The following is a 21,956-nucleotide window of genomic DNA, read 5'->3' as shown; positions in this document are numbered from 1 at the left end:
TAACGACTACGCTTTCCCTTAAGACGCTCCTGACTTTTTCTCCAAGGACTTCACCATGAATATGCTCGCCCCGACGGTCAAGAACGCATTCACCCCCGCGTCGCTGGACCGGCCTGCTTACCAGAGCGGCTTCGGCAACGAGTTCGCCACCGAAGCGCTGCCCGGCGCGTTGCCGCACGGCCAGAACTCCCCGCAGAAGGCACCGTATGGCTTGTATGCGGAACAGATTTCCGGCACGGCATTCACCGCCCCGCGCGCGCACAACCGCCGCTCGTGGCTGTATCGCATCCGTCCGGGCGCCGTGCATCTGCCGTTCGAGGCCATGGCGCAGGGGCGGTTCCACAGCAACTTCAACGAGGTGCCGCCCTCGCCCAACCAGCTGCGCTGGGATCCGCTGCCCGCACCTGCCGCCGGCACCGATTTCATCGACGGCATCGTCACCTTCGCCGGCAACGGCGGGCCGGATGCGCAAACCGGCTGCGGCATCCACCTGTACGCCGCCAATGCGTCGATGACGGAGCGCTTCTTCTACAACGCCGACGGCGAACTGCTGATCGTCCCGCAGCAAGGCCGCCTGCGCCTGCTGACGGAGATGGGCGTGGTCGATGTCGAACCGCTGGAGATTGTCGTTGTCCCGCGCGGCGTGCGCTTCCGCGTCGAACTGCCGGATGGCGACGCGCGCGGCTACATCTGCGAGAACTTCGGCGCGCTCTTCCGCTTGCCGGACCTGGGCGTGATCGGCTCGAACGGCCTGGCCAACCCGCGGGACTTCCTCACCCCGCACGCGTGGTACGAAGACCGCGAGGGCAACTTCGAACTCGTCGCAAAATTCCAGGGCAGCCTGTGGAGCGCGAAGATCGGCCACTCGCCGCTTGACGTTGTTGCCTGGCACGGCAACCTCGCGCCGTACAAGTACGACCTGCGCCTGTTCAACACCATCGGCTCGATCAGCTACGACCATCCGGACCCGTCGATCTTCCTGGTGCTGCAGAGCCCCTCCGACACGCCAGGCGTGGACACGATCGACTTCGTGATCTTCCCGCCGCGCTGGCTGGCCGCCGAAAACACGTTCCGCCCGCCCTGGTTCCACCGCAACGTCGCGAGCGAATTCATGGGCCTGATCCAGGGCGTGTACGACGCCAAGGCCGAAGGCTTCGTGCCCGGCGGCGCCAGCCTGCACAACTGCATGAGCGGCCACGGCCCCGACGCCGACACGTTCGAGAAAGCCAGCAACGGCGACACCACCAAGCCGCACAAGGTCGACGCAACGATGGCCTTCATGTTCGAAACGCCAGCCGTGATCCGCCCCACGCGCTTCGCAGCGGAATCCGCGCAACTGCAAGCCAAGTACTTCGAATGCTGGCAAGGCCTGAAGAAGCATTTCGACCCCACCAAGCGTTAAGCAAATCAACCTTGACGCCAAGGTCAGCGCCGCGAAGGTGTGGCCGTACCCTGCCCTAGATGGCCCCTTGAATTTTCGTAAGCGGGCGGAAAAAAGAAGGACCGCTGTCTGAGCGCAGCGAGTTTCGGTCCTTCTCCGCCCGGTTACGGAAATTCAAGGAGTCTTTCGCCATCTCGGGCGCGCCTTTCTTTGCTTACTTTCTTTGGCAAGACAAAGAAAGTAAGTCGCCCCCGGCAGGGGGTGAAACAAGGGATGCACCAGCAACGTCAAGCAATAGCCGACTCAACAAACAAACCATCGCCCCCATCATGACCACCCGCCAACTAAGCTGGCTAGAATCCGCCAACACCCCCGACACCCACTTCCCCCTGGAAAACCTGCCCTTCGGCATCTTCTCCACCAAGGAAAACCCGTCGCCACGCGCAGGCGTGGCCCTGGGCGATCAGGTCATCGATCTCGGCGTGCTGGATGACGCCGGCCTGCTCCCCGCAGCAACACGCGGCACGTTCCGCACTGGCAAGCTCAACACCTTCATCGCACTCGGCAAGCCCGTCTGGGCGGAAACGCGCAAGAAGCTGCAAGCGCTGTTCAGCGTGGCCGACACCCACGTGCGCGACAACGCCACGCTGCACGCTCGCGCGCTGGTGCCGCAGGCACATGCCGTGATGCATCTGCCGATCGACATCCCCGGCTATACGGATTTCTATTCATCGAAAGAACACGCCACCAACGTCGGCCGCATGTTCCGAGATCCCGAGAACGCGCTGCTGCCCAACTGGCTGGAAATCCCGATCGGCTATAACGGCCGCGCCAGCTCCGTGGTGGTGAGCGGCACACCGCTGCACCGCCCGATGGGCCAGATCAAGCTGCCCGACCAGCCGCGTCCGATCTTCACGGCCTGCCGCAAGCTGGACTACGAACTCGAGATGGCCTTTGTGGTTGGCAAGCCGAGCGCGCTGGGTGAGCCGGTTTCCGTCGACGCGGCACCGGACTACATGTTCGGCGTCGTGCTCCTCAACGACTGGAGCGCACGCGACATTCAGCAATGGGAATACGTGCCGCTCGGCCCGTTCAACTCGAAGGGGTTCGGTACATCGATCTCGCCGTGGATCGTCACGATGGAGGCGCTGGAACCGTTCCGCGTGGCCAACCCGGTGCAGTCGCCCGAGCCGCTGGAGTACCTGCGGCAGAGCCGGCCCAACGCGTACGACATCGCTCTCGAAACTGCATTGCGGCCCCACGGTGGCGAACGCACCACCATCGCCCGCACAAACTTTCGCGCGATGTACTGGACGATGGCGCAGCAGCTCGCGCACCACACGGTGTCCGGCTGCAACGTGCGCGTGGGTGACCTGATGGGCTCGGGCACCATCAGCGGAACAACGCCGGATTCCTACGGCAGCCTGCTGGAGCTGACTGTCAACGGCAAGCAGCCGCTGGACCTCGGCAACGGCACCACGCGCGCCTTCCTGGAAGACGGCGACGAAGTCACCATGACCGGCTGGTGCCAGGGCGATGGCTATCGTGTGGGTTTCGGGGAAGTGCGCGGCGAGATTCTGCCGGCGCGCAGTGTGAAGTAAGGCAGTGCAGAGCGACGGATCAACAGTCCGTCGCTCCGCTTTTATTCCGTCTTGGCAGCGGCGCAGGCCAGCATCGCATCGCCGATCACACGCTCGCCGCTGGCCCTGAGCGCCTCACCGGCGCCGACGATATCTCGCGTCTCTTTGTTCTGACTCAGCTTGAGCTTGCCTTCGATGCGCGTGATCTCGATCTCGATGCCGACGATCATCTTGAGCAGCGCGTCCGTGTAGTCCGTTGGGGCGTCGGACATTTTCCACGGCGTCGGCTGCGATGCCTCATGCACGCGCGTCAGGCGAGCCACGACGCCGCGCACAAAACGCTCGTCGTCACGCACGGTGATACGGCCATGCGCATGCGCGACGCGGTAGTTCCATGTCGGCACCTGCCGGTGGGCTTCGTGCTTGCTCGGATACCACGTCGGTGAAATATACGCATCGCCCGCGCGGAAGATGACGAGCACCTCATCGCCATTCGCCACGTCTTTCCAGACCGGGTTGGCGCGCGCCACGTGGGCATGCAGCACGCCAAGCTTGCCCTCTTCCGGCAGCAGCAAGAACGGGATGTGGTTCGCGTCCAGCCCATGCTCGCCATGCGTGACGAGCGTCCCGAACGGATTCTGCGCGATCAGGTCGTGCAGCGCGTCAGGGCGCGATTCTTCAAAGTGGGCGGGAATGTACATGGCGACTCCGGCAGCAACCGTGCAATCTGACAGGAAGCACCTATTCTGAACCCGAACGTGGCTCCAACATAGAGCCAGATTCCGGCGGATTATTAGAGCCAACCTAATCGCGCAGCAGGTTCTTGGCGATGATGAGCTGCTGGATCTGCGTGGTGCCTTCGTACAGGCGCAACAGGCGCACATCGCGATAGAAGCGCTCGGCCTTGTACTCGGCAATGTAGCCCGCGCCACCGTGAATCTGCACTGCACGATCCGCCACGCGACCGACCATCTCAGTACAGAACATCTTGGTGCAGGAAGCCAGCATGCTGACCTCGTGATCCTGTTTGCCGACGGGCTTTGCGTCGTAGCGGCGCGCACAATCCCGCACCATCGACATGCCGGCGTACAGCTCAGTCTGGCTATCGGCGAGCATGGCCTGAATTAACTGAAAGTCTGCGATAGGCTGACCGAACTGTTTGCGCTCCTTGGCGTAGGCCACCGCATCGGTGATGAGCCGATGCGCCATGCCGCAGGCCAGCGCCGAGATATGCAGACGGCCCCGATCCAGCACCTTCATCGCCGTCTTGAAGCCCTGCCCCGCCACGCCGCCGATGATGTTGGCGGCGGGCACCCGCACGTTGTCGAGCATCACATCGCACGTCTTGGTGCCGCGCTGGCCCATCTTCTTGTCGGGCTTGCCCAGCGTGATGCCCGGCGTGTCGGCCGGCACGATAAAGGCCGAGATGCCGCCCGCGCCTTCGCTTCCCGTTCGCGCCATCAGCGTGAACGCCCCGGCGCGCGGCGCGTTGGTGATGTAGCGCTTGGTGCCATTGATGACGTAGTGATCGCCGTCCAGCGTGGCGCGCGTCTGCAGCGACGCCGCATCCGACCCCGCGTTCGGTTCCGTCAGCGCAAACGAGATGATCAGTTCGCCACTGGCGATGCGCGGCAGGTAATCGGCCTTCTGCGCATCGGTGCCGTCCATCAGGATGCCCTGCGAGCCGATGCCGACGTTGGTGCCGAACACCGAGCGAAACGCCAGCGCCGTGTGCCCGAGGTCGTACGCCACCTCGCATTCCTGCACCATCGCCAGGCCAATGCCACCGTACTCTTCCGGAATCGACAGGCCGAAGAGGCCCATCTCTTTCATGTCGGCAACGATGTCGGCGGGCACGTCGTCCTCTTCCTCGAGGATGTTCTCCGCCGGCACGAGCCGTTCCTGGATGAAGCGCTGCACCGATTGCTGCAGCAAGCCGAAGGATTCGTCGTCGAGCGCCATGTCACCTGCTCCTGTGGGATATGCGGGGGGATGTTACCGGGTTGGCACACTTTGACAATCCGCGCCGGCATCAACAGAATGTCGAATTCGATTCACCAATCTGACGGGCGGTCATGGATCTCAATGCGCTCAAGCTGTTCGTGGAAATTGTCGATGCGGGCAACCTGTCGGCGGCGGCGCGCCGGCTGCAAACCACACGTTCCAACGTGAGCCACCGGTTGAAGGCGTTCGAGCGCGCACTGGGCGTGCAACTGCTGCGCCGGACCACGCGCCGCGTGGAACCCACGGAGGTCGGCGCCGGCATCTATGAACACGGCCGAAGCATCCTGCGCGAAATGGCTGCCGCCGACGCGCTGGTCTCGTCGCTCGGCAAATCGCTGCAAGGCAGCGTGCGGCTGTCGGTGCCGACTGGGTTGGGGCATTTGCTGGTGTCGCCGCTGCTGGTGGCCTTCAAGCGGGCGTATCCGGATATCCGCCTGGATGTGCGGTTCGACAACCGGGTGTCGGACCTGATTGGCGAGGACGTCGACGTGGCGCTGCGCATTGTCTCGAACCCGCCGGAATCGCTGGTCGCCACGCTGCTCGATGAAGTCGACTGGGTGCTGTGCGCCGCGCCGGACTACCTGGCCGTGCATGGCGTGCCGAAAACGCTCGACGCGCTCGCAGCCCACACCATCGTCAGCGCGCCCGCGGTCGGACAACCGTTGCGGCTGTCGGCGCAACTGGGCGATGAACGGACACTCGTGACGCTGGACCCGGGCGTCTCTTCCGACAACTACCTGTTTCTGCAAGCCGCCGTGCGTTCGGGCAATGGCCTCGGAATCCTGCCCTATTACGCCGCAGCCGATGATCTGCGCGACGGTCACGTCAAACGCGTGCTGCCCGGATATCGGTTCAGCGTGTTTGGCAGCCGCCTTTACATGCTGGCGATGCCGAGTCGATACCGGACGCTCGCGACGCGACACTTGCTGGACTTCCTGAAGGACGGGCTGCAAGGCAAGCTGCCGCGCCTGCCGCAGAAGGAACGCGCCTGATCACGCCTCCAGCGGCATCAGCCCGGGCAGCTGCGCAAAGCAAATCGACTTGGCCGTCTCGATAAAGTCCTGGGCAAACGGCGCCTGCGCATAGTCGCGCGTCATGGCGGCGTAGAGATCGCTCCACAGGCCTTCCTTGCCGACACGCTTGGCCACCACGTATTCGTAATCGACGTAGTTTTTGATGCCCCAGCTCGGCAGCGCGGCCAGCCCGCGGCGGCTGGCAACGAGCTGCAGCACGGCGATGGTCAGCTCCGCCGTGCGGCGGTTGAATACGATGCCGGCCGGTGTCAGCACCTGGCGGATCAGATCGATGCGCTCTTCGGGCACGGGATACGTGATCAGCGTCTGGTCCGTAAAGTCCTTCGCGTCGAGCCACTTCTTGTTGCGCAGGGCGTGGTCGACGGGCAGCACGGCGAGGATCTCGAAGCGAAACAGCGGCGCAAACACCACGCCGCGCCGCATCTTGGCATCAGAGCCGATGATGACGTCGGCGCGTCCGTCCTTGAGCAGCGCAAGCGGATCGGTGTGAAAACCCGACACAAGATCCATCTCCACTTCGGGCCAGCGCTGGCGGAAGGCGTCCATCACGGGCATCAGCCAGTCAAAGCAGGTGTGGCATTCCAGCGCGATGCGCAGCGTGCCGGCCGCGCGGCCCTTGATGCGCTCAAGGTCGCGCTCGGCGGCCTGGATGTCGGCGACGACCTTTTGCGCGAGTTCCAGCATGCGCTCCCCGGCTTCGGTCAATTCCACCGTCTGCCCCTTGCGGCGCACGACGGCCAGCCCGTAATGCGACTCCAGTGCGCGCAGTTGATGCGACAGCGCCGATTGCGTTAGGTGCAGCCGCTCGGCGGCGCGCGAGACGGAGCCTCCGTCGGCCAGGGCGATCAGCGTGCGCAGATGGCGAATTTCAAGCATGTTCGTGCGACTTCCGATGTATGAATCTCATTCAAGGCTATCGAAAATAATATCATTTGATTCATGAAAGCGGGTCGCCGATCATCGCTGGACTGAAAACCGAATCGCCTCTCCTGCGACCACCATGACGACCATCCATACCCTCGGCTACCCGCGCATCGGCGCCCAACGCGAGCTGAAGTTCGCGCTCGAATCGTTCTGGAAGGGGGCCTCGTCCGAAGACGACCTGCGGGCCACCGGCCGCGCCCTGCGCGAGCGCCACTGGACTGCCCAGCGCGAGGCCGGCCTCGACTTCGTGACCGTGGGCGATTTCGCCTGGTACGACCAGGTGTTGCAGACTGCCGCCCTGCTCGGCGCCATTCCGACGCGCTACGGCTTTGACGCCGCGCAGCTCACGCTGGCGCAATCGTTCGTCCTTGCGCGTGGCAATGCCGACCACGCCGCCATGGAAATGACGAAGTGGTTCGACACCAACTACCACTATCTCGTGCCCGAACTCACGCCGGACCTCCTCGATCGCCCATGGGGCCCCGGCACCGAATGGCTGTTCGACGAAGTGCGCGAGGCACAGGCCGCTGGGCACCGCGTGAAGGTTGCGCTCACCGGGCCCGTCACGTTCCTGCATCTGGCCAAGGCGCGCAACGGCTTGACCGACAAGCTCGCGCTGCTGCCGCAAGTGCTTCAGGCCTACGCCGCTGTGCTGCAGCGCCTGGCCGCCCTGAATGTGGAATGGGTGCAGATCGACGAACCAGCGCTGGTGCTGGATCTCCCGCAAGCCTGGGTAGATGCATTCGGCCCCGCTTACCAGGCGCTGGCCGCTGCCAACGGCCCGAAGGTGCTGCTGGCGACGTACTTCGAAGCCGCGTCCCACCACGCCGCGCTCATCAAATCCCTGCCGGTCGATGGCGTGCACCTGGACCTCGTGCGTGCGCCCGAACAGCTTGGCGCCTTCGCGCCGTGGCCCGCAGACAAGGTGCTCTCCGTTGGCGTGGTCGACGGCCGCAACATCTGGCGCTCCGATCTCGCGCGCGTGCTGGAGCGCGTGGCGCCGCTGGCCGACGCCTTTGGCGATCGGCTGTGGGTGGCGCCGAGCTGCTCGCTGCTGCATGTGCCGGTCGACCTGTCCGCCGAAACCAAGCTCGACGACGAACTCAAGGGTTGGCTGGCCTTCGCGCGCCAGAAGCTGGACGAACTGGCGATCCTCAGGCTCGCGCTGGTCGAAGGCCCGGCCGCCGTGCAGCAGGCGCTCGACGACAATCGCGCCGCCATCGCCTCGCGCACCGAATCGCGCCGCGTGCACAACGCCAGCGTCAAGAAGCGCGTGGCCGCGATCCGCGCAGAAGACGCAGAACGCGCAGCACCTTACGCCGACCGCGCAGAAGCCCAGCAAGCCCGCCTGAACCTGCCGCTGCTGCCGACCACCACCATCGGCTCGTTCCCGCAAACAGCAGAAATTCGTCAGGCGCGCGCGCAACACAAGCGTGGCGAACTCCCTGCGCTGGATTACCTGCAGCGCATGCGCGCCGAAATTACCGACGTGGTGCGCCGCCAGGAAGCGCTCGGCCTCGACATGCTCGTGCACGGAGAAGCCGAGCGCAACGACATGGTCGAATACTTCGGCGAGCTGCTGTGGGGCTACGCTTTCACTGCCAACGGCTGGGTGCAGAGCTACGGCTCGCGCTGCGTGAAGCCGCCCGTGATCTACGGCGATGTGTATCGCCCGGAAGCGATGACGGTCGAGTGGTCCAAGTACGCACAAAGCCTGACCGCCAAGCCGATGAAGGGCATGCTGACCGGCCCCGTGACGATGCTGCAGTGGTCGTTCGTGCGCGACGACCAGCCGCGCGAGCAGACCGCGCTGCAGATCGCCCTGGCCCTGCGTGACGAAGTGTGCGACCTGGAAGCCGCCGGCATTGCCGCCATCCAGATCGACGAACCGGCTTTCCGCGAAGGCCTGCCGTTGCGCGCATCCGATGTGCCGGGCTACCTGGAGTGGGCGGCGCGTGCGTTCCGCGTATCGGCCTCCGGCGTGCGCAACGACACGCAGATCCACACGCACATGTGCTACTCGGAGTTCAACGACATCCTCCCGGCCATCGCGTCGATGGATGCTGACGTGATCACCATCGAGACGTCGCGTTCGAACATGGAACTGCTCGACGCGTTTGGCGAATTTGCGTACCCCAATGAGATCGGCCCGGGCGTGTACGACATCCATTCGCCGCGCGTGCCGCGTGTCGAAGAGATGGAAGCGCTGCTCGACAAGGCCGCGCAGGTTGTGCCGGTGCAACGCCTGTGGGTGAATCCCGACTGCGGCCTGAAAACGCGCGGCTGGCCGGAAGTGGAAGCGGCACTGCAAGGCATGGTGGAAGCCACGCGCCGCTTGCGCGCCAAGCATGCCAAGGCGCTGCATGCGGGCAGCAAGGCGACGCAGGACGAAGGTGCGACGGCTTAAAAGTCGATAGCACCAAATAAAAACGCCAACCGGCTTGCGCTGGTTGGCGTTTTTTCTTGCGGCAGACGGCAGCTTAGTCCGTGCCGTACTTCGGCGAGCGCGGACCATACAGCAGCCCGCCCGGTTGCCCGGCCGACAGCAGACGCGCGCTCGTCGTACCGGCCACCTTATAGCCCTGGTCGGTGACGTTGGCGATGATCTGGTTGACCGCCGCCGACACCAGCATGCCGATCAGACCGCCGCCCGAGTTGTTTCCGCCTTCGTTGTTGGACGCGCTGGCGCGGCCAGTCCAGAGCGTCTGCCCGCTCTTCAGGTCGACCAGCTTGGCATCGGCCGACACGACGGTGGAGCTGCTCACCACCATGTACTTGCTGCCGTACTGCGTGACCGTGATGTACAGCGCCGCATCTGCACCGAAGATGTCATGCAGCTTGGCCACCGGCACGCCGTGGATGTCGCCTGCCGTATTCAGGCCGTTCTGGCGGAAGGTTTCGTCCACCAGCGCGACCGGCAGTACGTAATAACCCGCCTCTGCCAGCGGCACCGTCACTTGCGACAGCATGCCGTAGGTGGCGCCCACGTCTGGCGATTCATTCAGCGGCGGCAGCACCACGATCGAACGCGGCTTGCTGGCCTTGAAGGCTGCATAGTCGACGTTCTTGGTCGGCACAGCACAACCCGCCATCAGGGTCACCACACCGGCCGCGGCAAACAGTTTCAGAAAGCGCTTGGCCATCAGTTGGTCCCCTTCTTCACGTTCTTCATCAGGAAATCGATGTACGTTGCCGATTCCGGAAACAGTGCCTTCTCGGTATTGAACTCCTGGACCATCTGGTCGTCCTTGCCGAGGCCCGAATACAGCATGCCCAGTTGGGCGTGATAGCCCGGCGGCACGGCGCCATTCGTGGCCTTGATCTTCTCCAGGCCGCGCTCGAGTTCAGCCACCTGGGCTTCCTTCGCCTCACCCTTGAAGTACTGATACACCTGCGGTTGGTAGCCTTCCCACTGGTACAACGGCTTGGGGCCGGCGCAACCGGCCAGCATTGCACTCCCGACGGCCACGCCGGCCGCCACGCGCCACATCGCAAACACCTTGCTCATGACAGTTGTTACCCCTTATTTCGTGTTTTCGTTTTGACTGCGTCTGCGCTTATTGCGCGCCCGGCTTCCACGCACCGCTTTCGATGCCGTTGACCAGGTTGTTCACCGCTTCACGCATCGCCAGGTCCAGCACCTTGCCGTTGAGCGTCGAGTCGTAGCTGGCCGTTCCGCCAAAGCCGATCACTTCACGGTTCGACAGCTTGTACTCACCCGCGCCGCCCACCGAATACACGACTTCCGACGTCGAAATGTTGACCACATTCAGCGCGACCTTCGCGTAGGCGACCTGCTCCTTGCCGCGACCGAGGATGCCGAACAGTTGCTGATCGCCGGTTTCCTTGCGGCCAAACTCGGTCACATCGCCGGTGATGACGTAGTCGGCGCCCTTCAGTTTCTGCGCGGTGTTCTTGATGGCGGCTTCCTGCTTGATCTCGGCCATGTTGTCGCGGTCCAGCACCGAGAAGCGGTTCGTCTGCTGCAGATGCGTGATCAGGATGGTCTTGGCCTGGCCGCCCAAGCGGTCCACGCCGTCCGAGAACACGCCGCGCATGTACGCGGAGCGGTTATCGAATTTGCCCACCGCAATCGGGGCCCGCACGCCAGCGTATGGGCGGCTTGCGCTTTCCACCTTGGCAACCGGCAGCGCCTGCGACGATTCGGTCGCGCACCCGCCGAGCATACCGAGTGCCACCGCTGCGGCGCCGGCAATCATCAATTTCGAGGTTTGCTTCATTCGACTTCTCCCTTAAAAACACTTAAATCTGATTTTCTAAAATGTTATTTCGAGCACTCACGCAAAGCGCCCAGGCACTATCGGCACGGGATGACCCGCGCTTGATTGAAAACAGAGGAAATTTTGCATCGGCCCGCAACGCTCCGCGCGAGAGGCAAAACCGTCGCGGATGCAGCGCCGACAGCGTTGGCAACGCTGTATGTCGCGACGAAACTCCCACACCACCCTTACATTATCTGGACGTCATTGCGTCCATTATTTTCAGGAAAGCGAGAATTGTAACGGCTGATGCCATTGATGAAAGCAGCAATCGGTCAACTCAAAGCCCCCTCGGATTTCGGGTTGACTTTTTAGAGGCAAAAACCCGCTCGGCGCGCAATTCGGTTATTCGCCAAGCCGCCCGGCGCCGCCCACGAATCGCGCGGCGCCTTCCACCCCTTCGGCAAACACGATCGGCGTACCTCGAGCGCCCTCCTGCTGCAACGCGGCCGCCAACGGCAAATCCCACTGTGCATACGCCGATGCCCGATCGGCCAGCATGCATTGCTGCGGAAACGCGGCGATGTCTCGGGCGAGCTTCTGCGCCGCGGCCAGCGCTTCGCCGGGGCCGACCACGCGATTGGCAAGCCCCATGGCGAGCGCCTCGTCAGCGGGCACGGCACGGCCAGTCAGGATCATGTCCAGTGCGCGACCCATGCCGATGATGCGCGGCAAGCGCACCGTACCGCCGTCGATAAGCGGCACGCCCCAGCGGCGGCAGAACACGCCGAACACGGCATCGCGCTCCATCACGCGCAGGTCGGCCAACAGCGCAAGTTCCAGCCCGCCCGCCACGGCATAGCCGCTGACCGCAGCAATGAGCGGCTTGGACAGCGCCATGCGCGAAGGGCCCATCGGGCCGGGCATGCCGCCATCGGGATCGAGATGATTGCGTCGGCCAGGATCGCCCACGGCCGTCAGATCGGCGCCGGCACAGAAGTGGCCGCCGGTGCCGCCCAGCACGGCAACGCGTAGCGCGCTATCGGCTTCGAAACGCTCGAACGCGTTGAGCAGCGCCGCGGCGGTCGGCCCGTCCACCGCATTGCGGCACTCGGGCCGATTGAGCAGGATGGTGCAGACCGGGCCATCGGTCTGGAACAGCACGGCATCGGGCATGGGCGGTCTCCACAGCGCGGTATGTTGACGGTCCGCCCGATGCTACACCTAGCGCAGCCCTTGCTCCGACGCGGCCTTGGCCCGGTGCCCGTGATGGCGCGCACCGCGGAACTTGCGTAGCGCCCACTCCTTGAAGTCGTCGACCTTCTCGAACACCACCGGCACCACGAGCAGGCTCAGCAGCGTGGACGTCAGCAGACCGCCGATCACCGCCACCGCCATCGGCGCGCGGAAACCTGCATCGCCCTCCAGGCCGAGCGCCATCGGCACCATGCCGGCAGTCATGGCGACCGTGGTCATGACGATGGGGCGGGCGCGCTTGTGGCAGGCGTCGATGATCGCCTCGGTGCGCGACATGCCGAGATCGCGCCGCGCAACGATGGCGTATTCGACCAGCAGGATCGAGTTCTTGGTCACGATGCCCATCAGCATCAGCAAGCCGATCAGCGCCGGCAACGACAAGCTGAAACCAAACAGCGCCAAGAGCCCGAACGCGCCACCCACCGACAGCGGCAGCGCCGCCAGGATCGTCACCGGCTGTGTGAAGTCGTGGAACAGCAGCACCAGCACCGCGTACACGCACAGCACCCCCGCAAACATGGCGAGGAAGAAGCTGCTGAACAGCTCCTGCATGCCCTCCACATCGCCCGAGGCAATGCGGCGCACGCCCGGCGGCAAGTTCTTGATGGACGGCAGCGCCTCCACCGCCATGTTGGTGTCGCCCAGCGCGCGCCCTTCCAGCCCGACGCTGATGGTGACGTTGCGGCTGCGGTCATACCGGTCGATCTGTGCGGGGCCGCTGCCGATGGAAATATCGGCGATGTTTTCCAGCGGCACCGCGCCGTTGCGGCCCGGCACGCGCAACTGCCGGATCGTGTCGATCTGGTTGCGTGCCTTCGGATCGAGTTCAACGCGGATGTACACCTGCCGCTCGGGCAGATTCAGCTTGGGCAGGTTGACGTCGTAGTCGCCGGCGGTGGCCACGCGCACGGCCTGGCCGATGGCGGCGGCCGTTACACCTTGCTGTGCCGCGCGCGCAAAGTCCGGGCGGATGACGATTTCGGGCCGCAGCAAACTTGCCGAAGAGGTCACTGCGCCGAGCCCGGGCACGGTGCGCAGATCACGCATCACATCGCGTGCGGCTTGCTGAAGCGTGGCCGGGTCGTCGCCGGCAAGCACCACCTGGAGTTGCTCGCCGGAGCCCACCGCGCCGAACGAAATCCGCACGCCCGGCACGCCTTCCAGCATTTCGCGCAACTGCCGTTGAACGCCCTGCTGCTTGATGTGCCGGTCATGCCGGTCAGTGAGCGAGATCGTGAGCGTGCCGGTGCGAACCTCTCCCCCGCTGGAGCCCGGCACGCCGGCCATCACACCGGAGCCGATGGCCGTATAGACGTGACGGACTTCCTTGTGCTGCATCACGATCTTGCGCACGCGCTCGGTGTTGTCGCGCGTTTGGGCGATGGTGCTGCCGGGCGGACTTTCCACCGTCATCTGCAGCTGCGCCCAGTCTTCGGGTGGCAGGAACGTTGCAGGAATCAGCCCGATGATGGCAACCGACACGACGAAGAACGCTGCGGCCATGCCGCCTGTCTTCCACGGATGCTCGAGACACCAGCGTGCCGCCTGCAGATAGCGCGTCATGACCCAGCCGTCACGGTTGGGCTCGTCCTGCGGCTTGAGCATATAAGCCGCCATCATGGGTGTGAGCAGCCGCGCCACCAGCAGCGAGGCCAGCACCGCCAGCGAGGCTGTCCATCCGAACTGTTTGAAGAACTTGCCCGAGATACCGCCCATGAACGCCGTCGGCAGAAACACCGCCACGAGTGTGAGCGATGTCGCCACCACGGCGAGGCCAATTTCCTGCGCCGCTTCCATCGCGGCCTCCAGCGGCTTCTTGCCGTTGCGCAGGTGGCGCACGATGTTCTCAACCTCCACGATCGCGTCGTCGACCAGAATCCCGACCACCAGCGTGAGCGCCAGCAGCGTGATGCCGTTGAGCGTGAAGTCGAGCAACTGCATGGCCGCGAACGTCGGGATGATCGACAGCGGCAATGCCACGGCCGACACGAACGTGGCACGCCAATCGCGCAGGAACAGCCATACCACGATCACGGCCAGGATGGCGCCTTCGTACAGTGCATGCATCGAAGCGGTGTACGCATCCGACACCGGCTTGACCATGTTGTAGACCTCGGTCACATGCACGTTGGGCCGTTCGGCCTGCAGTGCGGCCAGCGCCTCGCGCACGGCCTTGGCGACCGAGATTTCGCTTGCGCCGCGTGAGCGGAACACCTGGAAGCTGACCACGGGCTTGCCGTCGAACAGCGCCATCTGGCGTGGCTCGGCCGCGGTGTCGCGCACGTCGGCCACATCCGACAACCGGATGCGCCGGCCGTCGGACAACGGGATGTCCATCTGCGCCAGTTCGCGCGCGCTCTTCACTGTACCGAGCGTGCGCACCGCCTGCTCCTGCCCGCCGATATTGCCACGCCCACCCGGCGCCTCCTGCTGCATGCCGCGCACTTGCGCGCTGATATCCGCCGCCGACACGTTCAACGCCTGCAGGCGCACGGGGTCAAGCTGCACGCGCACTTCGCGGTCCACACCGCCCTGGCGCGTGACCTTGGCCACGCCATGCACCGACAGCAGGCGCTTGTTGACCGTGTTATCGACAAACCAGGAGAGATCCTCCGCGTCCATGTCGGTCGATTCCACGGCGTACGTCAGCACGGGCATGCTCGCGAACGTCACGCGCGAGATGACCGGTTCCTGCACGTCCGACGGCAGCTGCGCGCGGATACGGCTGACCGCATCGCGCACGTCATTCACGGCTTCCTGCACATCCTTCTCGAGCTGGAACTCGACCATCGTGGTCGAACTGCCGTCGTTGATGGTGGAGGTGATGTGCTTGATCGCGCCGATGCTCGCTATGCTGTCTTCGATCTTGCGCGTGACTTCGGTTTCCATCTGCGTGGGCGTGGCGCCCGGCAGGCTGGCCGTCACGGAGACCGCCGGAAAGTCGATGTCCGGAAAATTCTGGATCGACAGCATCTTGAACGACACCAACCCCGCCACCGTGATCAGGATGAACAGCAGGATCGACGGAATCGGCTTGCGGATCGCCCAGGAGGAGAAGTTCATGGCTTGGCTCCGGCTGCGGGCGCCGACGCAGCGGGCATGGAGGCTGCACCGGGGGCCGCCACACGCACCACATCGCCATCGGTCAGGAAGGCGGCGCCTGCAGCCACAATGCCGTCCTTCGCGCCAATGCCCTGCACGATTTCGACTTGCCCATCCTGGCGGCGGCCAACCGTCACTTTGGTCTGCCGCACGCGGCCCTGCTCGCCAATCACCATCACGTAGTCGTACCCATCGCGTGAGAAAACGGCGGTCTCCGGCAACGTCGCGGCCGGCGCATCGCCCAGCAGCACATCGCCCGAGAGATACATGCCTGCCTTCACGCCGGACGTTGCAGCTTCCGGCGGCAGATCAACGTAGACGAGACCATTGCGCGTGTTGGCGTCGACCGTGGGAGCGACCTGGCGCACCCGGCCGTTCACCACGCCGCCTTCCATGCGGCGCAGGCGCGCGACCTGGCCGGGCTGAATGCGGGGCAGGACGTCGCCGTGCATTTCAGCGCGCCATTCCAGACGGTTCTTGCGGATCAACTTGAAAAGTTCGGTGCCGGACGACACCACGGCGCCCACGGTCGCCGTTCGTGCGCTGATCACGCCGTCGTCAGGTGCGACCACGCGGGTGTAACGCAAGCGCAATTGCTGACTCTCGAACTGGGCGCGTGCTGCGGCCAGCTTGGCAGCGGCGGTCTTGGCCTGCGTGTCGTACTGCATCAGATCCTGTTGGCTGATCGCACCGCTCTTGTCGAGTTCATGCGCGCGGCGGGCCTCGCCAGCGGCCTGCGCAGCCGATGCTTCGGCTTCGGCCAGGCTGGCGCGTTGCGCAGCCACATCGGCACGCACCGTTTCATCCGAAAGACGGGCAAGCAGTTGGCCTTGCTTGACCACATCGCCCACGTTGACGAGCACCTCCGCCAGCTTCAGCCCGTTCACCTCGGCGCCGATGCTGGCTTCCTGCCACGGCTGCACCGCACCGCTGGCCGTGGCGACGCGCGGCCATATCTGCTGCGCGAGATGCGCAACGTTGACAGCCAGCGCCGGCTTGGCAGGCGTCTGCTCGTTCTTCTTGTTTTCGGGCGCAGTTTTGCCGCAGGCCGCCAGCGCGCCGGCCAGCATCACGGCCAGCGCGGCCATCCAAACTCGTTGTCCTGTCATGAAGCGCTTCCGGTATGCGTCCGGCCCTGAGCGGTCGGTGCAGTGGTCTTGTGATCGGGATGAGGATTGGGCGCATCGTCGCGCCAGCCGCCGCCGACGGCCTTGTACAGTGCGACCCAGGCCTGCGCGCGTTCGAGCTTGACCGCCGCCAGGGACTGCGAAGCCTGCAACGCAGTGCGCCGCACATCTTCCAACTGCAGCAGGCTGCCCGCCCCCAGACGATAGCGGGCGTTGGACGCTTCCAGCACCTTTGCATATTGGGCGTCGGCCATCGTAGCGGCGTCGACGCGGCGCTCGGAAGCGTCCAGGCGCACCAGTGCATCTTCCACTTCCTGCACCGCCTGGCGTACCTTGCTGCGATAGCTTGCCAGCGCCTGGTCGTAACGGGCGCGTGCCGTTTCCACGCGCGCCGCACCCGCGCCGCCGTCAAAGATCGGTAACGACACCGAGGGCCCGAACGACCACGACTTGCTTGTCAACGATTGCCCGCCAAGGCGGTAAGAATTGATGCCGATGGAGCCGGCCAGCGTAATCGATGGCAACCGGCTGGCGACTGCCACACCAACATCGGCGCTGGCACCCGCCACCGCGCGCTCGGCCGACGACACATCGGGCCGTTGCGACAGCACCTGCGCCGGCACATCGGGCACGCCGGCATCGGGCGGCGCCGGAATCTGCGCGCTCGCCTTGAACAGCAGTCCGTTCAGCGCATCGTGGTCCAGGCCGGTGAGCGCGACGAGCTTGTCGATGCCTTGCGCACATTGCGCGCGCTGGCCTTCCAGCGCATTGACGGCATCACCCACCGTGGCTTGCGCTTGGGCAAAATCGGCGGGCGCGACAAAGCCCGCGCGGAATTTCCGTTCAGTCAGCTGCAGCGTTTCCTGCCGGGAAGACAGCGTTGCCGCGCCGATGTCGACCAGCGCCTCGCATTCGCGCTGCTGCAAGTAGGTATTGGCGACCTCAGCCGCCAACGATACGCGCGCGTCGTGCCAATCGGCTTCGCTGGCCGTCAACCGCGCATCGGCACCTTCCAGGCTGCGGCGTTTGCCGCCGAAGAGGTCGATCTCCCACGACGCATCAGCCTGCGCCCCCAGCGTGGTGATCGTGCCCAGCCCCAGCGTCGGATTGAGCGCGCCGGCAGAAAGCCCGCCTGCGCCGCCGGCAAATTGGCTGCCGCCAAATCCGCCCTGCCGCGTAGCAGAGCCAGAGCCCTTCAATTGCGGGAGCAGCGCCGCGCGGTTGGTCGAAACACTCGCCCGAGCCTCGCGCACGCGACCTACCGCCTGCGCAATCGTCGGGCTGGTCGCATCGGCTTGCTCAACCAGCTGGGTAAGTACGGGATCGTGGAACTGCTCCCACCAGTGCGCCAGCGCCATGCGGCTGCCGTGGTGTGGCAGCGTGGCATGCCAGCCTTGCGGAGCTTCGGTGCCGCTCAGTGGCGGCGTGTGGTAGTCGGGCCCGACTGCGCAGCCTGCCAGCAACAAAGCCAGCACCAGCGGCGCAGATTGGGCGCAACTGCCGGGCGCGCGGCTGCCGGCGTGTCGACCTGTCGTCATGGGAAGTGTCCTTCGGAACGCAGCTGGGATTATGCCCAGTCAAGCGTCCGCAAGACACCTGCCCCGCTACGGTGGTCGGCCAACCCTCTGCGACCGGTCAGGCGATGCTCAGAACCGCGCGCGCGCAGATGTTGGCCTCGGCGTCAGATATAGCCCAGCAGTACAAGAATGACCACGATCACTACGATGAGCCCAAGGCCGCCCGTTGGCCCGTAGCCCCAACCCCGGCTGTACGGCCACGACGGCAGTGCGCCGATCAGCAGCAAGATGAGAACGATGATGAGGATGGTGCTCAACATGATGCCTCCTGTTTCTGTGTTGGTATGCCGCCGTTCCGTCGTGGCGCTGCGGCTTACACGGCATCTAGCACGCCCCGTTCCCGTGCAGGCTCGCTCTGCGGTTTTTTTGATTTCTTGTCGGTTAATTGCGAAATAGTTGAGGTGGCAGTTTCCCGATGTGCCCGTTGTTACGTCAGGTGGACGACTTGGGCGAAGGCAACGTCTTGGCGCGACCGCCGCGCGTCGCAAGCCAGCACAGGATCGACCCCGCCACCACCATCGCCGCCCCCTTCCAGAACGTCAGGGACAGCGGGGCATGCAGCAGCGCCGCTGCCAGGGCCGCGGAAAACACCGGGATGAAATACGACGCGCCCGCCAATACCGTGACGTTGCCGTGCAAAATGCCGACGTTCCACGCTGCGTAGCCAAACCCCATTGCCGACGCGGCCAACGCAAGATAGATCAACGCGGACACGCTGAAGTCCATCGCGCCGCCGCCTGTGGCGAAAAACTTGATCCACAGGGCCAGCGCGGTCAGGATGAAAAACAGCGTCGCGCCGTTTTTGCCTGCGGCAATCCGGCTGGTGACGGTGCAATACGCCGCCCAGATCACCGCGCCCGTGAACGCCAATCCGTAGCTGAGCGGGTTGTCCTTGACGTTCTCCGCCATGCCGGCGATGTCAAGCCCCTGCTCACCGCCCAGCACGAAGCAGATCCCCAGGATAGAGATCAGCACACCGGGCACGATCAGGGCGTTTGCCCGCTGCTTGTTGAAGGCAATCGCGGACAGCATCGTGAATGTCGGCCACAGGTAGTTGACCATTCCGACTTCAATCGCCTGCCGCCCGCTGTTGGCATAGCCGATCGACAGCGAGAGGCACAGCTCGTAGGACACGAACAACAGGCTGCCCCACAGCAGGTAGCGCCGCGGAAACGTCTTCAACTGATTGAAACCGACGGTGAATACCAGCAGCCCCGACGCGACCGTATAGATCATGGCAGCGCCACCGACGGCGCCCAAATGCTGGCTCACACCCCGGATCAATCCGACGATCGAACTCCACAGCAGCACTGCGATGAGACCGATGAGGGTTGCCCTACTTTTGCTTTGCATAACGCCTGCCTGCACTGACATGTCCACCTGGAGAAAACCGCTTGCTTAGGCCCGGCATCAACGCTGCCGGCAAAAGCGTGCAGTGTACCGGCGGCATCGCCCGATCGGCCGACTGCTGCATCCCGGTCTACCGATGTGGCTTCGCTATAAGATGCGGACCATGAAAAATCGGGATTAGCCATGACGTCTTTTGCAATCGAAACGCCGGTTTCGGTGGGCTGGATTGGCGCGGGCCGGCTGGCGCGGGCATTGGCCATGCGGGCCCACGGCGCAGGCGTGCGTACCGTGGCGGTTGCCAACCGATCAAGCGCACCCGCCGCGTGGCTTGCGCACGCTACCGGCGCCAAGGCGGCCGACCCGCAAGGCGTGGCGGATGCCGCCGACTGGGTGTTCGTGACCGTGCCGGATGACGCTATTCCGGGCGTGGTCAACCACGTGCGCTGGCGACCCGGCCAACTCGTACTCCACTGCAGCGGTGCCGGCGAACGCGACTTGCTGGATGCCGCTCGCCACGCCGGCGCAGACACCGCCAGTTTTCACCCGCTGTTTCTGTTTGCCGGCTTGCCCGACGACGCCGAACGGCTGGGCGGCGCCTCCATCGCCATTGACGCCGATGCGCCGCACGACGCGGCACTCGCCAGCTTTGCACTGCGGCTCGGCTGCACGCCGCTGAAGGTGCGTGCCGGGCAACGCGCCGTGTATCACGCAGGCGCCAACTACGCGGCCAGCTTTTTGCTGTGCGCACTCCACGAAGCTGCCACGTTGTGGGAGGCCGCTGGCATCGACCGTGATGCCGCTGTGGCGGCCATGTGGCCGCTGGTGGACGGCACGGTGGCGGCGGCCCGCGCACGTGGCCTGGCTGGCGCACTGGCAGGCCCGGTCTCGCGCGGAGACAGCGGCGTCATCGACAAACATCTGCAAGCGCTTGATGCACTGGGCGCGGATCACGCCGCGCTTTACACAGCGCTCACACGGCGTGCGCTGGCATTGGCGGCCGAACGCGGCACACCTTCCGCAGACGTACTAGCCGGCCTCGCTGCGCGCCTGAATCCTACGCAATGACGGAGTCGGCGTGATTGGTATCGGATGGCGCGCATGCACCAAACCGGCGCACGCCCTACAATCGGCAGCTTGCTCGCACGCCAGTTCTGCCATGTCCCAACGTCCACACGCTTCGCCCTCTCCTGCCGCGCATGACGCTGCAGACCGCCGTTCGTCCGGAGCGCTGATCCTGCTCGTTGTCGGGCTGGTGCTGGTGGGCGTGAACCTGCGTCCAGCGCTGTCGAGCCTGTCGCCGGTGCTCAAGCAGGTGGCGGCGGGCACGGGGTTATCGGGCGCGACGGCGGGTTTGCTGACAACGCTGCCGGTGCTATGCCTGGGCCTATTTGCGCCGGCCGCCGCCGTGCTGGCTCGCCGGTTTGGCGCAGAACGCGCCGTGGGTGGCTTGCTGATTGCGTTGGCGGCAGGCATTGCGTTGCGCAGTGCGGGTGGCGTCGTACCGCTCTTCATCGGGACGCTGGCTGCAGGCGCCTGCATTGGCGTGACGGGCATTCTGTTGCCGGGCATCGTCAAGCGCGATTTCGGCCGCCAGGCTGACCTGATGACGGGCGTCTACACCATGGCGCTGTGCTTTGGTGCGGCGGTGGCGGCCGGGGCAAGCGCTCCGCTTTCGGCATGGCTGGGCGGCTGGCAGCCTGCGTTGGCGTTCTGGGCCCTGCCGGCGCTGCTGGCCTTTGTGGGCTGGTGGCCGCACATGCGGCATGCGCACGGCAAGGGCGCGGCCACCCGGCTGCAGCGTGTTTCGCTGTGGAACAAGCCGATCGCCTGGCAGGTGACGCTCCATATGGGGCTGCAATCGTCGCTGGCGTATTGCGTGTTCGGCTGGCTGCCCGTGATCCTGCAAGACCGCGGGCTGTCAGCCGTTCAGTCCGGCGTGGTCGTCGCGGTGTCGATTCTCGTGCAGCTCATCACCGCACTGGGTGGACCCTTTGTGGCGCGGCTCGGCCGCGACCAACGCCCCGCCGTGATCTTGATGATGCTGATGTGCTGGGCCGGCTTGATGGGCTGCCTGTATGCGCCGCTGTCGACGCTGTGGTGGTGGGCGGTCTTGTTGGGACTCGGCCAGGGCGGCAATTTCAGCGTGGCGCTGTCGCTGATTGTGCTGCGCTCCGCCGACGTGCGCGTGGCGGCAAGCCTGTCGGCCATGACGCAGGGCATTGGCTACACCATGGCGGCGGCCGGGCCGTATCTCATGGGGGTGCTGCACGATCTGACCGGCAGTTGGGCCGTGATGGGCTGGCTGTTCAGCGCGATTGCGCTGGCCTCCCTTGTGGCAGGCTCGCTCGCCGGGCGCAACCGCACGCTGCACGCCGGCGAGTGAGACTGCTATCGCATGGC

General features: G+C 65.0%; 18 protein-coding genes. 6 read left to right on the top strand and 12 right to left on the bottom strand.

What is annotated here, in order from left to right; genetic code table 11:
- Window positions 1-55 precede the first annotated feature (55 nt).
- Window positions 56-1,402 carry a homogentisate 1,2-dioxygenase gene (hmgA, locus tag AAHM38_RS12325; RefSeq protein WP_116576281.1) on the top strand — a complete coding sequence of 449 codons (1,347 nt, stop codon included), beginning with the start codon at window positions 56-58 and terminating at the stop codon, window positions 1,400-1,402.
- Window positions 1,403-1,710: 308 nt separating this feature from the next.
- Window positions 1,711-2,982: a fumarylacetoacetase gene (gene fahA, locus AAHM38_RS12320; RefSeq protein ID WP_116576280.1), complete on the top strand. Its 1,272-nt coding sequence runs from the start codon at window positions 1,711-1,713 to the stop codon at window positions 2,980-2,982.
- 41 nt (window positions 2,983-3,023) lie between these two features.
- Here fahA and AAHM38_RS12315 read toward each other — a convergent pair whose 3' ends face one another.
- Window positions 3,024-3,662 carry an FMN-binding negative transcriptional regulator gene (locus tag AAHM38_RS12315; RefSeq protein WP_116576279.1) on the bottom strand — a complete coding sequence of 213 codons (639 nt, stop codon included), beginning with the start codon at window positions 3,660-3,662 and terminating at the stop codon, window positions 3,024-3,026.
- Between the two features lie 103 nt (window positions 3,663-3,765).
- Window positions 3,766-4,923 carry an acyl-CoA dehydrogenase family protein gene (locus AAHM38_RS12310; protein ID WP_116576278.1) on the bottom strand — a complete coding sequence of 386 codons (1,158 nt, stop codon included), beginning with the start codon at window positions 4,921-4,923 and terminating at the stop codon, window positions 3,766-3,768.
- 113 nt (window positions 4,924-5,036) lie between these two features.
- Between AAHM38_RS12310 and AAHM38_RS12305 the strand changes: the two genes are divergently transcribed.
- A complete protein-coding gene (locus AAHM38_RS12305) occupies window positions 5,037-5,957 on the top strand; it encodes a LysR family transcriptional regulator (RefSeq protein WP_116576277.1) in 921 nt (306 codons plus the stop codon).
- Here the strand turns inward: AAHM38_RS12305 and AAHM38_RS12300 are convergent, their stop codons facing one another.
- Window positions 5,958-6,875 (bottom strand): LysR family transcriptional regulator, encoded by a 918-nt coding sequence (locus AAHM38_RS12300; RefSeq protein ID WP_065855413.1) that lies wholly within the window; start codon window positions 6,873-6,875, stop codon window positions 5,958-5,960. It lies immediately after the preceding gene.
- A 124-nt stretch (window positions 6,876-6,999) separates the two neighbouring features.
- Between AAHM38_RS12300 and metE the strand changes: the two genes are divergently transcribed.
- A complete protein-coding gene (metE, locus tag AAHM38_RS12295) occupies window positions 7,000-9,330 on the top strand; it encodes a 5-methyltetrahydropteroyltriglutamate--homocysteine S-methyltransferase (RefSeq protein ID WP_116576276.1) in 2,331 nt (776 codons plus the stop codon).
- Between the two features lie 73 nt (window positions 9,331-9,403).
- Here metE and AAHM38_RS12290 read toward each other — a convergent pair whose 3' ends face one another.
- The 9 genes from AAHM38_RS12290 to yddG all read right to left on the bottom strand — a co-directional run bounded on the left by AAHM38_RS12290 (window position 9,404) and on the right by yddG (window position 19,559).
- Window positions 9,404-10,066: a DUF799 domain-containing protein gene (locus AAHM38_RS12290; protein ID WP_004634877.1), complete on the bottom strand. Its 663-nt coding sequence runs from the start codon at window positions 10,064-10,066 to the stop codon at window positions 9,404-9,406.
- A complete protein-coding gene (locus AAHM38_RS12285; RefSeq protein ID WP_004634880.1) occupies window positions 10,066-10,431 on the bottom strand; it encodes a DUF4810 domain-containing protein in 366 nt (121 codons plus the stop codon). Before AAHM38_RS12285 ends, AAHM38_RS12290 begins: the two co-directional genes overlap by 1 nt.
- A 49-nt stretch (window positions 10,432-10,480) precedes the next feature.
- Window positions 10,481-11,164: a CsgG/HfaB family protein gene (locus AAHM38_RS12280; protein WP_004634882.1), complete on the bottom strand. Its 684-nt coding sequence runs from the start codon at window positions 11,162-11,164 to the stop codon at window positions 10,481-10,483.
- Between the two features lie 384 nt (window positions 11,165-11,548).
- On the bottom strand, window positions 11,549-12,319 hold the full coding sequence (locus tag AAHM38_RS12275) for a crotonase/enoyl-CoA hydratase family protein (RefSeq protein ID WP_103518981.1): 771 nt from the start codon (window positions 12,317-12,319) through the stop codon (window positions 11,549-11,551).
- Window positions 12,320-12,367: 48 nt separating this feature from the next.
- Window positions 12,368-15,463 (bottom strand): efflux RND transporter permease subunit, encoded by a 3,096-nt coding sequence (locus AAHM38_RS12270; protein WP_116576275.1) that lies wholly within the window; start codon window positions 15,461-15,463, stop codon window positions 12,368-12,370.
- On the bottom strand, window positions 15,460-16,611 hold the full coding sequence (locus AAHM38_RS12265) for an efflux RND transporter periplasmic adaptor subunit (RefSeq protein ID WP_103518979.1): 1,152 nt from the start codon (window positions 16,609-16,611) through the stop codon (window positions 15,460-15,462). The genes AAHM38_RS12270 and AAHM38_RS12265 overlap by 4 nt, the downstream gene beginning before the upstream one ends.
- Entirely contained in the window at window positions 16,608-18,167 is a 1,560-nt protein-coding gene (locus AAHM38_RS12260; protein WP_116576274.1) for an efflux transporter outer membrane subunit, read from the bottom strand. Before AAHM38_RS12260 ends, AAHM38_RS12265 begins: the two co-directional genes overlap by 4 nt.
- A gap of 143 nt (window positions 18,168-18,310) precedes the next feature.
- Window positions 18,311-18,466, bottom strand: coding sequence for a DUF3309 family protein (locus AAHM38_RS12255; RefSeq protein WP_004634893.1), 156 nt, complete (start codon window positions 18,464-18,466; stop codon window positions 18,311-18,313).
- A 172-nt stretch (window positions 18,467-18,638) separates the two neighbouring features.
- Entirely contained in the window at window positions 18,639-19,559 is a 921-nt protein-coding gene (gene yddG / locus AAHM38_RS12250) for an aromatic amino acid DMT transporter YddG (protein WP_037028678.1), read from the bottom strand.
- 180 nt (window positions 19,560-19,739) lie between these two features.
- On the opposite strand from yddG, the gene AAHM38_RS12245 reads away from it, so the two are divergent.
- Window positions 19,740-20,621 (top strand): Rossmann-like and DUF2520 domain-containing protein, encoded by an 882-nt coding sequence (locus AAHM38_RS12245; RefSeq protein ID WP_116576273.1) that lies wholly within the window; start codon window positions 19,740-19,742, stop codon window positions 20,619-20,621.
- A gap of 91 nt (window positions 20,622-20,712) precedes the next feature.
- Complete coding sequence (locus AAHM38_RS12240; RefSeq protein ID WP_065855429.1) at window positions 20,713-21,939, top strand: CynX/NimT family MFS transporter; 1,227 nt, start codon at window positions 20,713-20,715, stop codon at window positions 21,937-21,939.
- Window positions 21,940-21,956 lie beyond the last annotated feature (17 nt).

Origin of the sequence: Ralstonia sp. OTU4908, from assembly GCF_038440115.1 — a bacterium.
Taxonomy (GTDB): domain Bacteria; phylum Pseudomonadota; class Gammaproteobacteria; order Burkholderiales; family Burkholderiaceae; genus Ralstonia; species Ralstonia pickettii.
This window is presented reverse-complemented; position numbering and strand designations above follow the sequence as displayed.

Excerpts from the sequence above, each read along its gene's own strand:
- AAHM38_RS12245 (WP_116576273.1), top strand. The coding sequence starts at position 19,740 with ATGACGTCTTTTGCAATCGAAACGCCGGTTTCGGTGGGCTGGATTGGC.
- AAHM38_RS12315 (WP_116576279.1), bottom strand. The coding sequence starts at position 3,662 with ATGTACATTCCCGCCCACTTTGAAGAATCGCGCCCTGACGCGCTGCAC.
- AAHM38_RS12300 (WP_065855413.1), bottom strand. The coding sequence starts at position 6,875 with ATGCTTGAAATTCGCCATCTGCGCACGCTGATCGCCCTGGCCGACGGA.
- AAHM38_RS12310 (WP_116576278.1), bottom strand. The coding sequence starts at position 4,923 with ATGGCGCTCGACGACGAATCCTTCGGCTTGCTGCAGCAATCGGTGCAG.
- AAHM38_RS12305 (WP_116576277.1), top strand. The coding sequence starts at position 5,037 with ATGGATCTCAATGCGCTCAAGCTGTTCGTGGAAATTGTCGATGCGGGC.
- AAHM38_RS12285 (WP_004634880.1), bottom strand. The coding sequence starts at position 10,431 with ATGAGCAAGGTGTTTGCGATGTGGCGCGTGGCGGCCGGCGTGGCCGTC.
- AAHM38_RS12270 (WP_116576275.1), bottom strand. The coding sequence starts at position 15,463 with ATGAACTTCTCCTCCTGGGCGATCCGCAAGCCGATTCCGTCGATCCTG.
- AAHM38_RS12265 (WP_103518979.1), bottom strand. The coding sequence starts at position 16,611 with ATGACAGGACAACGAGTTTGGATGGCCGCGCTGGCCGTGATGCTGGCC.
- yddG (WP_037028678.1), bottom strand. The coding sequence starts at position 19,559 with ATGCAAAGCAAAAGTAGGGCAACCCTCATCGGTCTCATCGCAGTGCTG.
- AAHM38_RS12260 (WP_116576274.1), bottom strand. The coding sequence starts at position 18,167 with ATGACGACAGGTCGACACGCCGGCAGCCGCGCGCCCGGCAGTTGCGCC.
- metE (WP_116576276.1), top strand. The coding sequence starts at position 7,000 with ATGACGACCATCCATACCCTCGGCTACCCGCGCATCGGCGCCCAACGC.
- AAHM38_RS12280 (WP_004634882.1), bottom strand. The coding sequence starts at position 11,164 with ATGAAGCAAACCTCGAAATTGATGATTGCCGGCGCCGCAGCGGTGGCA.
- AAHM38_RS12290 (WP_004634877.1), bottom strand. The coding sequence starts at position 10,066 with ATGGCCAAGCGCTTTCTGAAACTGTTTGCCGCGGCCGGTGTGGTGACC.
- hmgA (WP_116576281.1), top strand. The coding sequence starts at position 56 with ATGAATATGCTCGCCCCGACGGTCAAGAACGCATTCACCCCCGCGTCG.
- AAHM38_RS12255 (WP_004634893.1), bottom strand. The coding sequence starts at position 18,466 with ATGTTGAGCACCATCCTCATCATCGTTCTCATCTTGCTGCTGATCGGC.
- AAHM38_RS12275 (WP_103518981.1), bottom strand. The coding sequence starts at position 12,319 with ATGCCCGATGCCGTGCTGTTCCAGACCGATGGCCCGGTCTGCACCATC.
- AAHM38_RS12240 (WP_065855429.1), top strand. The coding sequence starts at position 20,713 with ATGTCCCAACGTCCACACGCTTCGCCCTCTCCTGCCGCGCATGACGCT.
- fahA (WP_116576280.1), top strand. The coding sequence starts at position 1,711 with ATGACCACCCGCCAACTAAGCTGGCTAGAATCCGCCAACACCCCCGAC.